Genomic DNA, 14,058 nt, shown 5'->3' with positions numbered 1-14,058 from the left:
AATATTTATAATCAATATTTTATCATAGACGGCTTCGAAGCGCCCATACAATGGTATAGGAGCGGCCGGACAAGCGAAGCTTGGGACAGCCCCCGGAATGTATACAAGAAAGCGAGGGGCAGGGGCATGAGCACCTTTATAAGCAAAGCACTGCTGGACTTTTTTATAGCATTCGGAATTGTACTGGGGGGGTCGCTGCTGGGAGGCATCGGGGCAGTCGTCTCGCTTCAGCCGCCAACCCAGACGATGCTGGATGTATCCGATCGCATCAAGATCTGGGCGCTTGCTGCAGCCATCGGCGGAACCATTGACCCGATGAGGGTCATAGAAAGCAATTTTTTTGACGGAAATCTGTCTCCGGTAATCAAGCAGATCCTCTTTCTGCTGTTTGCCTTTATCGGGGCCCATCTTGGATCAGAGCTTGTGAAATGGGTCTGCGGCGGAGGGAAAGGGTGACGGATACGATGAGCAAGAGCCCCCGCGAACGGGTTCGTTCCTTCGCCCAGCTTACTTCTATTTTTATTATCGGCATGGTCATTGGCGCAGTCATCTATAACAGCATCTTTCATCTAAGCTACAATCAGCTCTGGATCGAGAACAAGGATCTTCAAATCGAGCTGAGCCAGTCTCAGGACGAACTGAAGACCATGAAGAAATTCAGCAAACGCCAGACGATTATCAAGTCGATCAAAATCCGGGTTGAGGAGGGTGATCATACGCTCGATCCCGTAGCCTCCAAAGAAATCGTCCATAAATTGCAGCAGGAGCTGCTGGTTCTCCGTGGTCGCAGCATGTTCGAAATTGACTCGGATGCCAAGATGGCAAGAACTTTCCTTAACCGCAAAATCTATATCGTCCGCGACAAGGAATACGCCGTACAGATCAAGACGATGCTCGTCAGCGAGGGGATTCTCCAGATCTGGATCGAGGTGAAGCCTTACATCCGCAGCTAAATGATGAAATCCGGAGACAAAGCAATCTTATGTTCATTCCCTATCCGCATTCATGTTACAATCAGAACAGAATGTCCATGGATAAAGGAGCTGCTCTTCTAAAATGATTCAAGCCATTGAATACGTACTTTATGCTGTATTGATCATTGCTTGTGTATGTTCTGTATATTTCAGCTTTCGGTCCCGGCGCTCCATCGACCCCGCTGTACGCGGAATGAATGCAGCCAAGAACAACGTCAGTATGGGTGTAATGCTTATTGTGCTGGCGGTCATCCAGATGTTCATGTTCACCGGATCATCGCTGCGCGTCGTCATCGGTGCTTTGTTCATGGTTCTCGGAGCTTTTAATATTTTTGCCGGGCTGCGCAATATCGGTTTCTACACCCGCAGACAATCCTAGAGCCTTACGCATGATCAATAGACTGGAGCGTCATTACCGCCTTGGCGACAAGACTGTCCTGATGGGTCATGGCGATTTCCAGCTTGCATGCGCGCCTGCTAACCTCAAGAACGACCGGTGAGATGACAACCGGGTACTCAATCTGAACCGGCCGCACGAAGTAGGTGGTCAGATTGTCCACAATATGGTCATTGCCGTTCACATCCTTTGCTGCACTAAGGCCTGCCTGACTTAGCAGCGCTGTTAGTACCCCCTGCGAGATCGTCCCCAGATTCGTAGACATTTGGGGCGTAATCATCCCGTGAAAAAATAACCGTCCGTCCTCTCCCCGCTCTTCTGCAAATCCATTCCACATCAAATGCTCAAATGTCTCGCCCAGTTGGGGCTGATTCTGTGCATCACGCATCGCCTGCAGGACTTCCTTGCGGGTCACCGAAGAGATCAGCTTGCGATTGCGGTCCACAATTGGCAGGAAATCAATGCCTTCCCACGTCATAATCTGTGCAGCTGAAGCCAACGAGGTATGCATGCCCGCTGTGATCGGGTGACGTGTGAGCAGCTTCTCAATGCTTGATTCCGCCGGAATGTCTTCAACATCCTTGCGGCTGATAATGCCGATAACCCGATTCCACTCATCCACGACCGGAAAGCGCTGGTAGCCCGTCTCTCTGGCCAGCTCTTCGAAATCAGACACATTGCTGTTGACCTTCAGCGTGCTGACCCTGACTCTTGAAGAAATAATATCTTCTACCAGCATGATCTTCTTCTTGATCAGACGGTCGAAGATCGCTCTATTAATCATGGAAGCTACCGTGAACGTGTCGTGTCTGGAAGAGATAATGGGCAGCGACAGCTTGTCAGCCAGCTGCTTCACCTCCCGGCTGGTCCCAAAGCCTCCCGTAATCAGCACCCCCGCTCCCTGCTCCAACGCCAGAAAGTGGGCGTCCTCCCGGTTCCCGACGATCAGCAGGCTCCCAGCATCGATATAACGGGCCATAGCGTCAATCTTCATGGCGCCGATCACATACTTATGCAGCGTCTTCTGCAGGCCCTGCTCTGCTCCTCCAAGTACGTGACCTTCAACAATATCCACTACGTCCCCGAATGAAAGCTGATCTGTAATGTTCCGGGGTTTCTTCTCCACACGAACTGTACCGATCCGCTCCTTGGTGATTACAATCCCCAAGTTCTCAGCTTCCTTCACCGCCCGGTAGGCGGTCCCTTCACTCACCCCAAGATTCTTGGCCAGCTTGCGGACCGAGATTTTGGTCCCTATCTTTAGCCCTTCGATATGCTGAAGCAGCTGTTCATGCTTAGTAATTGACTCTTCATGCCCTTCCAACTGTTATACCCTCCGATCAAATCTGTACTATTCTGTATCTATTATACATCGTTGTTTTATAAAATACACATCGCAGTCTTCAAAACAAAAAGGATGGCCCGCGGGAGCCATCCTTCTTCGTCTATGAACCTCATTACGCAATTACAAGCCTTGACTCTCTTTCTTCTCACCAGCCCACTTCCGCTGCCAGTCCATCAGCTTCGCCTTGCGGATCTGGTCCAGCGCCCGCTGCTTCTCCGCATCGACACCGAGCAGGAAATGCAGATGGGCGCCGATAATCAGAAAGGCGAACGCCGCCCAGACCATGCCGAACACGGATACCCAGCCCGCACCGGGCTTAAATGAAATCATGGGCAGGGCATAGATAAGCATTGCCAAAGCGATCAACATATAAATCACATTTTTCCATTTGCTCTGTCTCATCATTACAGCAGCATCTCCTTCGCTCTCTTAATCTATATTTCTACTCTATGAAGGAGATGCCCGAAATATGAGACAAGCGGCACAAAAATATTTTACATTTGAGCGCCGTACAAATGCTGAAGGCTGTCCGCAATAATTTTGTTCACGTCCTGGATAATCACGCTCAGACGACGCTCAGCGTCGAACAACCGGCGGATGTTCAGGTTGAGGCTAAGCACTTCGAACTGCTTCTCCATGTTCTCCATCTCTTCAGGCGAAGGCATGTCACCGGACATCATCCGCTGCTGAAGCTCATTCTGACGATTGCGGAATTCATCCAGCATTCTCTTGCTATCTGAGTCGGCATCAATAAGCTTCACTGCCGCAGTGATCTCCTGTACCTCCTGGCTGTCCTTCAGAGCTTGTGCCAATTCATGAGCCTTATCGTAAATATTCATCTGTTCATTCCTCCTGATTTGTCTTCAATGATTTCATGCAAAACAGTTTGTCCTTTGAAAAAGGGGCAATCACCAAGGGGTTTATGTCCTCATATAGTGAATTACATGCATTCCGCAGATACCCTTCTCCGGCAGAATGATTGCGATATCCCTTCATTCTGCACGTTCATCTACCCGTTGCGGTTGGAAGGAGATCCACTTCATGTCCTCCAAAAAAGTATCGGTACAGATCATGAATCCAGGATTACTGGACGAAGATACCATAATCCTCGGGGAAATGATGGTTAAGCGGTGGAAGATTCCAACAAACCGCTATCTTCAGCTTTCTTTTGGATCGTTCAAGCAAAACGTCAAGGTTCTATCTCTCCCCAGGTATGCCGGTATCCGAATCAGTCAAGGAATGGCGCATAAAATGGGCCTTGCACCAAGGTCCTCCCTGCATCTTTCCTTCAAGCGGGGCACTTCCCTGCTTCGGCTCGGACCGCTCATAGGAGTACTGATCAGCCGGGATTATCCGGATTCACCTGACAGACCCTTTGGTTCAATAACGATGTTCTGCCGGGAAATGATCCATGCCTGCAAGAAGCAGGGAGCCTATGCTTACTTCTTCACCACCGATCACATTGGACCCGATCCTGATCACATCCAAGGGTGGGTATATAGTGACGGCTGGCGCCAGGCAGATCTGCCCGCTGCCGATGTCTTCTACAATCGGCTGACTTCCCGCAAGCTTGAGAACAAACCTAGCGTACAGCATTTCATGAAAGAAGTAAAATCCCGTTACGGCAGCCATTTTTTTAATGAAAAGTTTCTGGACAAAACCGAAGTTTTCGATGCATTGAAGACGGACCAGGCCTTACTTCGTTATCTCCCGGAATCTCATTTGTTCCGTAATTACGCCATGCTCAAAGCGATGTGCAGCCGCTATCCTGTCGTGTTCCTCAAGCCGATCAGAGGAAGTCTTGGCAAAGGAATCATTCGGATTTCGAAGAATCCCGAAGGCACCTATCAGACACTGGCTACCCAAGTCGGGGGTGCACGCAGACAGAATTTCGAGTCTTTAACAAAGCTCTTCTCTTCGCTTTCCGGGAAAATGAAAACCACCCGCTATCAGATCCAGCAGGGACTTACTCTCATCGATCTGTCGGGAAGACCTGTTGACTTCAGAGCTTTGGTCCAGAAGAACCGGCTCGGCAAATGGGAGATCACCTCCATCGTGGCCCGTATCGCAGGAACCCAGCACTTCGTATCCAATCTTGCCCGGGGCGGATCTTTAAGCACCGTCAAGGACGCAGTGAGCAAGACCTCGCTCCCAGCAGAGGTTAAGGCGAAGGCGGGCCTTCGTCTGAAGAAGGCCGCACTTGATATTGCCGGGGGCATTGAAGCTCATATCCCGGCCCATTTTGGAGAGCTTGGGATTGACCTGGCCATGGATACTTTCGGGAAGGTCTGGCTGATTGAGGTCAATTCGAAGCCGTCCAAGAATGACAATACCCCGCTTGCCACCGGTAAGATTCGTCCATCCGTCAAGCGCATGATTGACTACGCCACCTATCTGTCCGGTTCATAAAGGAGGAACCTGTTATGAATCAAAGGTTCACTCCAGCAGCCGGTGCCGTGATGGGGGTCATGGTATCCGGGAATCTGAATTCATTCCCCCCATTTGGCGAGACGGTCTTCTGCCGCAGGCTGACCTTGGCGGGAGCCAAGCACAATTTAAAAGTCTACGTATTCACGGCTGAAGCAGTGCCTGAGGATGGAACCATCTTTGAAGGGTATCAATACAGCCGGGGTAAGTGGCTTTCCGTTACTTTTCCAGTGCCGGACATTATTTATGACCGGGTGAATTACCATGATCCCTGCCAGCTTCAGACTATTCGTCAGAGGCTGACCCGCATAACAGAAGACGGCCATCATTTCCAATACTTGGCCAGGGGCCTCTCCGGGAAATGGAATGTATATCAAAGTCTAAGGCGTGCGGAGATCTTCCGTCCGTATCTCCCGAAGACGACGAAATACAAGAATTCCAGGCAGCTCGCCAGATGGCTGTTACACCATGATCATGAAGTATTTCTAAAGCCTCACAGCGGAACACATGGCAAGATGACCCTGCATGTGCGTCTTGCTGATGATGATCATCACATGATGCTGATCGGCAGAGACAACAATAATGTTCTGTTCCATAAGCATTTTCATGAATGGGAGACAGGTGCAGCCTGGATTGAACGTTTCATGGGAGAGCGTGCCTTTATCATCCAGCCCTATCTGCAATTAACTAACGCAAATGGCAGGCCCTTCGATGTACGTGTCTTGATGCAAAAGAATGAATCCGGCCGTTGGGGCTTAACCGGAATGGCCGTCCGGCTCGGTGAGCAGGACTCGGTGACTTCCAATCTGCATGGAGGCGGAACCGCGGTTGAAGCAGGTCGTTTTATGAACCTGGAATTTGGTGAGACCGCTGCTTCCTTGATATTCGGCACCATCCGGCGTCTGTCCGCGGAAATCCCTGAATATCTGGAAAGCTGCTTCGGACGGCTTGCCGAGCTTGGCATTGATTTCGGGGTCGACCGGAAAGGCCGCGTGTGGATTATCGAGGTAAATTCCAAACCCGGACGTTCCGCTTTTTTTCAAATCGGAGACCCAAGGAGCGCGCGTAAATCGGTAGAGAATCCCGTGATGTATGCCCGCTATCTATGGCTCCGGCAACTTAGGAGGGTAAATTCATGAGCATGACCTTTTGTAATGTTCACTTCACGCAGCAGCCCCAAAAGATCGTCTATGTCTCCGGCGCACTGATGAAGAGCCTCAAGCTTTCCGGCAAAAAGTCAGTGAAGCTCAGACTTGGAGGCGAGCGTATCCCGGCTCTCGTGAAACCGATCAACAAACAGGGTAACCACCTGTATCTTGCTTCAGGCGTAAGGAAGGGCATCAAGGTCCCGATGTCAGGCGGCGTCTTTCTGCGTAACCTGGATGCTGGCGAGGTTCAGATTGGACCGCTGATCGGTATACTGTCTGACGGCACCAGCTCGCTGATTAATCCCTTTGGTTCTCGGACCGGGTTCATCAAGCAATTGCTGCGGGAAGGCAGTAACCAATCTTATATTTTTGCTTTTACACCCCGGGATATTGATTGGCAGGATGAGTCCGTCAACGGTTATTTCCTGACAGAGACGGACCGGTTCACAAGAAAGCGGGTTCCGCTTCCTGATGTTGTCTATAATCGTCTCCCCAGCAGACGGGCTGAGACATCCACCTCGATAAATCAGCTGAGAGAGCGTTTTATAAGAAAGAAAATCCCTTTCTTCAACTGGAGCTTCTTCAACAAATCGGATATTTACCGCTTGCTTGAGAATGATCCTCTGGCCGCTCAGCATATCCCGGAATCTCATATGAATCCTACACCCGAGCAAATCAAGGATATGCTTGACCGGCACTCTTTCGTGTATTATAAGCCTTCGGCTGGAAGTCTTGGTAAAGGAATATACAGGTTATCTTATGTACCCAAACGAGGCTATTATGCCCGTTACCGCAACACGAAGGGAAATGTGCTGCAGCGTTTCGCCACGTTTAGCAGCCTGATCAAGACCCTGCAGACCCGGCATGGCCGTACGCTGCGCAGCTACGTAGTTCAACAGGGGATTCGTCTCATTGAGATTGATGCCTGCCCGCTAGACTTCCGTTTTCATATGCACAAGAATGGGAAGAACCAATGGGTTGTGGTTGGAATTGGCGCCAAGAAAGCCGGTAAAGGCAGTGTAACCACCCACCTCAAGAATGGGGGTTCCCTGCTTACACCTCAGCAGGCGCTCAGCCGTGTGTTTGGCGCTAGAGGCGAGGAAGTGCTGAACAACGCCAAGAAGACCGCCATTACGATTGCAGAAGCCATTGAGGCCCGCGATCAGCATCTCATCGGTGAGATCGGCTTTGACTTTGGTATCGACAAAGACGAGAACATCTGGATGTTTGAAGCCAATGCCAAGCCTGGACGTTCGATCTTCCGACACCCCTCGCTCCGTGCTGAAGGTAAAGCCTCGGTTGAGCACATATTGGAACACTGCTTATACTTGAGCAAATTCCGCCGGAGGGAAGGCGTATGATTGGCCTGCATGAGGAACCTAAACCGCTCATTGCCATATTAACAAGCCACGATAAATACAAGCGATTCCAAGGCAACCGCAAAAACTTTCGTGATATCGCCAAAATGGGCAAAGATCTGGATATCCCCGTATTTGTCGTGACCTCCAGGGATCTGAAGCTGTCCGGCAATAAAGTGCTCGGTTATGCATTCATACAGGAAAAGAAGCTTTGGGAGGAGCAGTGGTTCCCTCTCCCCAATGTCATCTATAACCGGATTCCACAGCGAAAAGCAGAAGAAAGGCCTGCTGTTCGGAGAAAAATCGAGTCATGTCTGGCTCACCCGGACATTCATTTGTTCAATCCATTCTTCTTCAATAAATGGGAGCTGTTCGCCTGGCTGAGGAAATCCCACTCGACCAAATCATTCGTCCCGGCCACCAAGAGGCTGACCGGATATAAAGCCCTCTCGGCTATGATACGGAACTATCCGAACCTGTATCTCAAGCCTGAAAGCGGCAAGGCAGGCAAAGGCATCATGCGGCTGAAGTATGTCGAGAATGAATCCAATCCTTTGCAGCTCACGATTCAGTCTCCCCGCAAAATCATGGTGGTTAAATCCTCTTCCCTCTCTGAGATCTGGAAGAGAATCCGCAATGAGATAGGTATGACAAATTATATCGTTCAGGAAGGGATCGAGCTGGTGTCCCATAACGGACGGCAGTTCGACCTACGTGTCCTCGTCCAGAAGAACGGAAAAGGACAATGGCTTGTTACCGGAATCGGAGCCAGGCAGGCAGGCCACCGCAGAATCACCACACATGTTCCGCAGGGCGGCAGTGTGGAGGATCCTGAGGAGCTGCTTGCACTTGTCTTCGGCCGGGAGCTCACTTCCGGCATGATGAACCGTGTCAAATCCAATGCCCTGCTTATCGCTCGGCAGATCGAGCGTGGATCAGGACACATGCTTGGTGAAATGTCCATGGATCTGGGCGTGGACATGGAAGGGAAGATCTGGTTCTTCGAGGCCAATGCCAAACCGATGAAATTTGATGAACCTCATATCCGCAAGAAATCACTGGAGCGTATTTTTCAATACAGTCAGTATCTTGTCAAGCAATCCTATAATTCTTAAGAGGATAACGAATATGGATATAACTTTAATCATGCCTGATCAGGACAGCTCCTGGAGCAGAATGCACAGCTCTGTTCTGGGCTTCACACGAAAGTATGGAGGCAGCCGGATCACCCGGGGTGCCTACCGCGAAGTTCAAAAGCTCACCCCGGCCGCCCTTAGGCAGCCGGGGTGCGCACTGTTCATTGCCACCGTCTCTACTGAGGATGGAAGCCGCCTCGCTGGGCTGTCCTTAATGACCGGATATGGTGAACAGGCCGGCATTGTCATCGTCCATCCTCTATACCGGGGCCGGCACATCGGAACCAGACTGCTTCAGGCTCAGCAGCTGCAGCTGGGCAGACTCAACTGCAGGGTAGCTCTGGATAATCCCTCAAGCCTCAAAATGTGCTTCAATGCCGGACTCACAGCCACAAGGATGATCCAGGGACCAACCGGTAAGCCTACTCTGGTTCTTGAAGCAGGGCAGCAGGTATATCCGCATACAGATGCGGCGGCAGTACCCCAAACTTGATCTGAAGAGGGTGAGCTCAGTTGTCACAACCTGTCTTAGGAATTCTTACGTTATACCTTAATGAGAAGAAGCACCTGGAGGAGCGCTCCATCTACCAGCGGATGATTACGGAAGGCCAGAAACTGGGAATGGATGTCTTCGTCTTTACCCCTGCGGATGTTCATCAGAACAAAGATATAATTCATGCCTTGATCTATGATCCCCAGAGCCGAAAGTGGTCTAGAAAGTGGCGCAAATTCCCGGATCTGATTTTTGATCGATGCCGCATACAGAAGAGCAAGCGATTTGAACAGCTGAAGCAGTTCAGGTCCAAATACGGCCATCTTCACTTTCTCAATCGCCCGCTCCGTGATAAATGGACGATTCACCAAGTCCTGTCCAAGAGGTCGAAGTTCCGAGACCATCTGCCTGATACCGTGCTTTTTAATAACCTAAGTGATGTATACAAGCTGCTTAAACGGTGCAATCCCATCTACCTCAAGCCGATAAATGGTACAGGAGGACGGGGCATTCTGAAGATTGAGAAGATCGGTCCCAAGTTATATCAGATTCAAGGGCGTAACCCCCAAAGAAAAATCATTTCTCCCCAAAAGCTGCATCCCTCCCGCCTGGGTCCTTATCTGCTGGGCTGGAGGTCATATAGCCGGTATATTGTACAGGAAGGAATTCGGATTCAGCTGCCTAATGGGCGGGTTCATGATTACCGGGTCCTTGTTCAAAAGAACGGATCAGGCGAGTGGGAGGTAACCGGCGGTGCGGGACGTGTCGGGGTCCCTCGAAGCGTCACCTCCAACATTCACGGCGGCGGGCATGCCGTGCCTATGAACACCCAGCTCAAGCATTGGTTCCCTTCGGAAGAAAGAAGAAGCGAGATCCGCAAGACGACAGACCAACTATGTCTGGAGATTGCCAAATATCTGGAAGACACCTATGATGCTCTGTGCGAGCTGGCTCTGGATATTGCCATTGATAAGCAGGGCCATATCTATGTGCTTGAAGTGAATCCGAAGCCGGCCCGTGAAGTATTTGCCCTATCAGGGGATATGGAGGCCTACCGTAAAGCCATTACCAGGCCGCTGGAATACGCGCTATGGCAGTATAATAAGAAGAACGACAATAAGGGTGACATTAAGAATGACATTAAGAACGACAAACAGACCGCCGCTGAATAGCGAGGGTCTGTTCGTCGTTTAAGTTAAAATCGCTCCATCGTCTTACACAGACTGGCTGTACAGATCCAGCAGTTCGCTGAAGGAATGGATGATCGTATTCGATCCTTCCAGTTCATCTTCACCGCAAAAGCCCGCATAGGCACACCCAACGACCGTTAGGCCGTTCTCCTTGCCTGCCTTCACATCCGAGGAACGATCCCCGACCATCCACGCACTCTTGATTCCATGCTGACGAAGCAGAAGTTCAACCAAGTGCACTTTGGAAGCTGTCTGGTATTCTCCTGCGCTGTATATATGTTCAAATAAAGGCATGATTTGATGTGCGTCAGAGACACCTTTTACATAAGCCTCCAGACCATTACTCGCCACAAAAAGCCGCACTCCCTGCTCCTTCAGCCGCCTTAAAGTGTCGGCAACACCCGGATACAGCTCTGTGGGATCTTCCTTAAGCCCTTTAATCTCGTTCTCCAGGAACAGCTTATCCGCCCGCTGCTGAACCGATTTGTCATGATCCGGCAGAACTCTGGCCCAAATCTCATCCATTACCATGCCCACACTGTCCATTAAGCGCGATACGGGAGGCTCATCCCCTTCATACAACCCTCCCTGCGAAGCCCTTCAAACATCCGGTGGTAGGCGGGTACGAGCAGGGTCTCGGTCTTAAACAGCGTTCCATCCATATCAAAGATCATCGCTTCCGGCTTGTTCAGTCGTCTGGTTGTATCCATGGTCCAGTCCCTTCGCTACATGGAATTGAATAAAGTTCCTTTCTTAATTCAATTCCATACATGTATTTATTTCCTGAACCTATGATATACGACAGGTTTGCTCAGTTGCAAATGACCTAGTAATTAAAAAACTCTAAAATTGATCTATTAAGAAATGCTGCTTACAATTTGACTTAGGCCTTCATGAATCGGCGTTGCCGGCCGGCCAAGCAGCTTCTCGAAATCATGGCTCTCAATTTCCAGTGTACCTTCTCGAATTCCTTTCTGAATGCCAATAAGCATAGGGATGAGGAAATCCGGGAGTCCAGCACCTTTCATGATATCTGCATAAGCCGTATCATCAACCTGCTGCAAAGGCACTTCCTTACCTAAGACATGACCCAGAGCCGATGCAATCTCGTTCTGAGTTAACAACTTGCCTGACAGCTCGTAGATTGTATTGTCGTGCCCCTGTCCGGATAATACAGCGGCAGCTGCTTCTGCGTAATCCTGCTGCATCGCCCAGCCTACTTTGCCATTTCCTGCTGATGTTACCCACGGAGCTCCTGCGATTACACCCTGAATACTTGGAATCTCATTCTCCAGATACCAGTTATTGCGCAGAAAAGAGTACGGAATCCCAGTTTTAAGAATCGCCTCTTCTGTTGTTTTATGCGTAGGAGCAAGGAAATTCTTACTTTCATTGGCGTTCGCAATACTCGTGTACGCAATGAATTTAACCCCAGCACGCTCTGCAGCAGCTACAGCAGCTTGGTGTTGGCGAATTCTTGTGTCATTATCCACATCTGTGGAGATCAATAACAACCGGTCAATTTCGGCAAATGCCGAATCCAAAGACTCTGGACGATCAAAATCACCCAAACGCACGTCAATCCCTTGGGCGCGAAGACTTTCCGCCTTTTCCGGATTCCGAACGCTGACAGAAATCTGACTTGCCGGAATGGATTTCAATAGCTCCTCGACCACTTTGCTTCCCAGTTTGCCTGTTGCCCCAGTCACTAATAATTTCATTTGTTATTCCCTCCTAAAATCATATCTGTCATAACCATAACGGTTACAACGAATGTATAAAATAAGAGCTCTCGAAGGAGCTTTATTTCTCAAACTTATTAACCAGCTGACCTATAGTCGTATGGGCCAGCCTTTGTTCCATAAGAGACTGAGCATCTCTCAATTCATCTTGAAGAACATTCTCTATATTCCTTCCAACTAAACATCCAATATTGGGATTCTCGTGGATTCGGAACAGCTGGTTCTCTTCGGTCACATTCACAGCACGGTAGACGTCCAGCAGTGTAATCTGGTCGGGGTCCTTGCGTAAAAAAGCACCGCCTACTCCGGGACGTACATCTACTAAACCAGCCTTTTTCAGCATCCCCATAATTCTTCTGATTATGACCGGATTTGTATTAACACTGCCTGCAATAAAGTCTCCGGTACAAGCATCCGGATAGACCGCAATAAGAGAAAGAGTGTGCACAGCAATGGAAAAGCGTGTACTGATTTGCTTCATGTTAGTCACCACCGTTGTAACCATTATAGTTCTAACCAAGGCATAAGGTCAATATCTAATATGCATATCAAATACCAAAAGTGGTCCGCACTTTGCGAACCACTTTCCTGCTGTCAGAAAATTTTCTTGTTATCCCGCTCATCCTTCAGAATCTCCACCGCTTCACGGAACCGAAGCGAATGGATAATCTCGCGCTCCCGCAGGAACTTCAATCCATCCTGCAGATCCACGTCGTCCGTCATGTCGATCAGCCATTGGTATGTAGCCCGGGCCTTCTCCTCTGCAGCGATATCCTCATACAGGTCTGCGATCGGGTCACCTTTGGCTTGAATGTAAGCTGCTGTCCAAGGAACACCGGCCGCGTTCTGATAGAACAGGGCGTGATCATGGGCGACATAATATTCGCCTAAGCCCTGTGCATCCATCTGCTCTACTGTAGCGTCTTTGGTCAGCTTATAGATCATCGTGGCAATCATCTCAAGGTGGGCGAATTCTTCGGTCCCAATATCGTTGAGCAGCCCGATAACCTTATCAGGGATCGTGTATCGCTGATTCAAATAGCGCAGTGCCGCGGAAAGCTCACCATCCGCGCCCCCATACTGCTCAAGCAGATATTTTGCCATCCGCGGATCACACTTGCTTACCCGCACGGGATACTGCAATTTCTTCTCGTATACCCACATGGTGCACATGACCTCCTTCAGCTTGAACTCTCACTGTCTAATAACAGTGTAGGATTACTTGCATCGTTCAGATCAGCTACACGGCCGCATCAGAAAGAGAGGCAGGTGTTACACCTGCCACGGCCAGGGACTCTCCGACCACTGCCATGGATATTTGGAATAGGCACGGCCAAAGTTCTGCAGCGGTCCATACAGCCGCTGAAAATGTTCGGCGAGCTGGGTTCTTTCCTGGGTTAGAATATTGAACTGCTGAATGGCCTGCAGATCATCCGGGTGCGTATCCAGATATAGGTTCAGTTCCACAAGAACAAAATCAAGGGATTGAAGCTTCTCCAGCAGCTCATAGTACTGCGGATCACACACTGGTTTTTCAGGTGCGCTCATGCTCTCACCGTCCTTTTCCCCACTTAGATTCATACGGGCTGTACAGGGCTGGCCATAAGGTGCCATGAAAAAGAGCCTCTCTTGGACTGAACTGGGGCATATTCGGCGGCTGGAACTGCATAAAAAGATGCGGCGGAGTGGAATATGTTTTGCAGGTAATTGGCGGACAAGGATCACAAGGGCCTATGAAAGGATACCAGGCAATTTCCTGTGGATGCATCACGCATTTTCCTCCTTTTTTTAGAAAATCCATATTCTTTAACACGTCGAAAATCCATACCAAGCCAAAGCCCTTCCTTT

At 49.8% G+C, this 14,058-nt stretch carries 17 protein-coding genes and 1 pseudogene; 9 read left to right on the top strand and 9 right to left on the bottom strand.

Annotated features, from left to right (window positions below):
- The first annotated feature begins 126 nt into the window (after window positions 1-126).
- The 3 genes from EJP77_RS14185 (at window position 127) to EJP77_RS14175 (ending at window position 1,353) form a co-directional block, all read left to right on the top strand.
- The gene (locus EJP77_RS14185; RefSeq protein ID WP_127199908.1) at window positions 127-456 is read left to right on the top strand and encodes a YtrH family sporulation protein; all 330 of its coding nucleotides are present in this window, start codon (window positions 127-129) and stop codon (window positions 454-456) included.
- 8 nt (window positions 457-464) lie between these two features.
- Window positions 465-953 (top strand): sporulation membrane protein YtrI, encoded by a 489-nt coding sequence (locus EJP77_RS14180; RefSeq protein ID WP_127200063.1) that lies wholly within the window; start codon window positions 465-467, stop codon window positions 951-953.
- Between the two features lie 103 nt (window positions 954-1,056).
- Window positions 1,057-1,353: a YtpI family protein gene (locus EJP77_RS14175; RefSeq protein WP_127199907.1), complete on the top strand. Its 297-nt coding sequence runs from the start codon at window positions 1,057-1,059 to the stop codon at window positions 1,351-1,353.
- Between the two features lie 4 nt (window positions 1,354-1,357).
- Here EJP77_RS14175 and EJP77_RS14170 read toward each other — a convergent pair whose 3' ends face one another.
- From EJP77_RS14170 to EJP77_RS14160, 3 genes are all read right to left on the bottom strand, one after another.
- Complete coding sequence (locus EJP77_RS14170) at window positions 1,358-2,695, bottom strand: DRTGG domain-containing protein (RefSeq protein ID WP_127199906.1); 1,338 nt, start codon at window positions 2,693-2,695, stop codon at window positions 1,358-1,360.
- A gap of 141 nt (window positions 2,696-2,836) precedes the next feature.
- Window positions 2,837-3,121, bottom strand: a complete 285-nt coding sequence (locus EJP77_RS14165; RefSeq protein WP_127199905.1) for a hypothetical protein — start codon at window positions 3,119-3,121, stop codon at window positions 2,837-2,839.
- Between the two features lie 89 nt (window positions 3,122-3,210).
- A complete protein-coding gene (locus EJP77_RS14160) occupies window positions 3,211-3,555 on the bottom strand; it encodes a YlbF/YmcA family competence regulator (RefSeq protein ID WP_127199904.1) in 345 nt (114 codons plus the stop codon).
- Between the two features lie 202 nt (window positions 3,556-3,757).
- Between EJP77_RS14160 and EJP77_RS14155 the strand changes: the two genes are divergently transcribed.
- The 6 genes from EJP77_RS14155 to EJP77_RS14130 are packed head-to-tail and all read left to right on the top strand — an operon-like array spanning window position 3,758 to window position 10,450.
- Complete coding sequence (locus EJP77_RS14155; RefSeq protein WP_127199903.1) at window positions 3,758-5,125, top strand: YheC/YheD family endospore coat-associated protein; 1,368 nt, start codon at window positions 3,758-3,760, stop codon at window positions 5,123-5,125.
- Window positions 5,126-5,139: 14 nt separating this feature from the next.
- Window positions 5,140-6,282, top strand: a complete 1,143-nt coding sequence (locus EJP77_RS14150; RefSeq protein ID WP_246021893.1) for a YheC/YheD family endospore coat-associated protein — start codon at window positions 5,140-5,142, stop codon at window positions 6,280-6,282.
- Window positions 6,279-7,652, top strand: coding sequence for a YheC/YheD family endospore coat-associated protein (locus tag EJP77_RS14145; protein ID WP_127199902.1), 1,374 nt, complete (start codon window positions 6,279-6,281; stop codon window positions 7,650-7,652). The genes EJP77_RS14150 and EJP77_RS14145 overlap by 4 nt, the downstream gene beginning before the upstream one ends.
- Window positions 7,649-8,764: a YheC/YheD family endospore coat-associated protein gene (locus EJP77_RS14140; protein WP_127199901.1), complete on the top strand. Its 1,116-nt coding sequence runs from the start codon at window positions 7,649-7,651 to the stop codon at window positions 8,762-8,764. Before EJP77_RS14145 ends, EJP77_RS14140 begins: the two co-directional genes overlap by 4 nt.
- Window positions 8,765-8,777: 13 nt before the next feature.
- A complete protein-coding gene (locus EJP77_RS14135; RefSeq protein WP_127199900.1) occupies window positions 8,778-9,278 on the top strand; it encodes a GNAT family N-acetyltransferase in 501 nt (166 codons plus the stop codon).
- 20 nt (window positions 9,279-9,298) lie between these two features.
- On the top strand, window positions 9,299-10,450 hold the full coding sequence (locus tag EJP77_RS14130) for a YheC/YheD family endospore coat-associated protein (protein ID WP_127199899.1): 1,152 nt from the start codon (window positions 9,299-9,301) through the stop codon (window positions 10,448-10,450).
- A gap of 42 nt (window positions 10,451-10,492) precedes the next feature.
- On the opposite strand, the pseudogene EJP77_RS14125 reads toward EJP77_RS14130, so the two are convergent.
- From EJP77_RS14125 to EJP77_RS14100, 6 genes and pseudogenes are all read right to left on the bottom strand, one after another.
- Window positions 10,493-11,178: pseudogene (locus tag EJP77_RS14125) on the bottom strand (HAD family hydrolase).
- A gap of 147 nt (window positions 11,179-11,325) precedes the next feature.
- Window positions 11,326-12,189, bottom strand: a complete 864-nt coding sequence (locus EJP77_RS14120; protein ID WP_127199898.1) for an SDR family oxidoreductase — start codon at window positions 12,187-12,189, stop codon at window positions 11,326-11,328.
- An 82-nt stretch (window positions 12,190-12,271) separates the two neighbouring features.
- Window positions 12,272-12,691: an Rrf2 family transcriptional regulator gene (locus EJP77_RS14115; protein WP_127199897.1), complete on the bottom strand. Its 420-nt coding sequence runs from the start codon at window positions 12,689-12,691 to the stop codon at window positions 12,272-12,274.
- A gap of 113 nt (window positions 12,692-12,804) precedes the next feature.
- Complete coding sequence (locus EJP77_RS14110; RefSeq protein ID WP_127200061.1) at window positions 12,805-13,374, bottom strand: manganese catalase family protein; 570 nt, start codon at window positions 13,372-13,374, stop codon at window positions 12,805-12,807.
- A 108-nt stretch (window positions 13,375-13,482) separates the two neighbouring features.
- Window positions 13,483-13,824 carry a spore coat protein CotJB gene (locus EJP77_RS14105; RefSeq protein ID WP_281278497.1) on the bottom strand — a complete coding sequence of 114 codons (342 nt, stop codon included), beginning with the start codon at window positions 13,822-13,824 and terminating at the stop codon, window positions 13,483-13,485.
- The gene (locus EJP77_RS14100; protein WP_127200060.1) at window positions 13,763-13,978 is read right to left on the bottom strand and encodes a spore coat associated protein CotJA; all 216 of its coding nucleotides are present in this window, start codon (window positions 13,976-13,978) and stop codon (window positions 13,763-13,765) included. The genes EJP77_RS14105 and EJP77_RS14100 overlap by 62 nt, the downstream gene beginning before the upstream one ends.
- Window positions 13,979-14,058 lie beyond the last annotated feature (80 nt).

The organism is Paenibacillus zeisoli, assembly GCF_003994465.1.
GTDB classification, from domain to species: Bacteria; Bacillota; Bacilli; order Paenibacillales; family Paenibacillaceae; genus Fontibacillus; species Fontibacillus zeisoli.
This window is presented reverse-complemented; position numbering and strand designations above follow the sequence as displayed.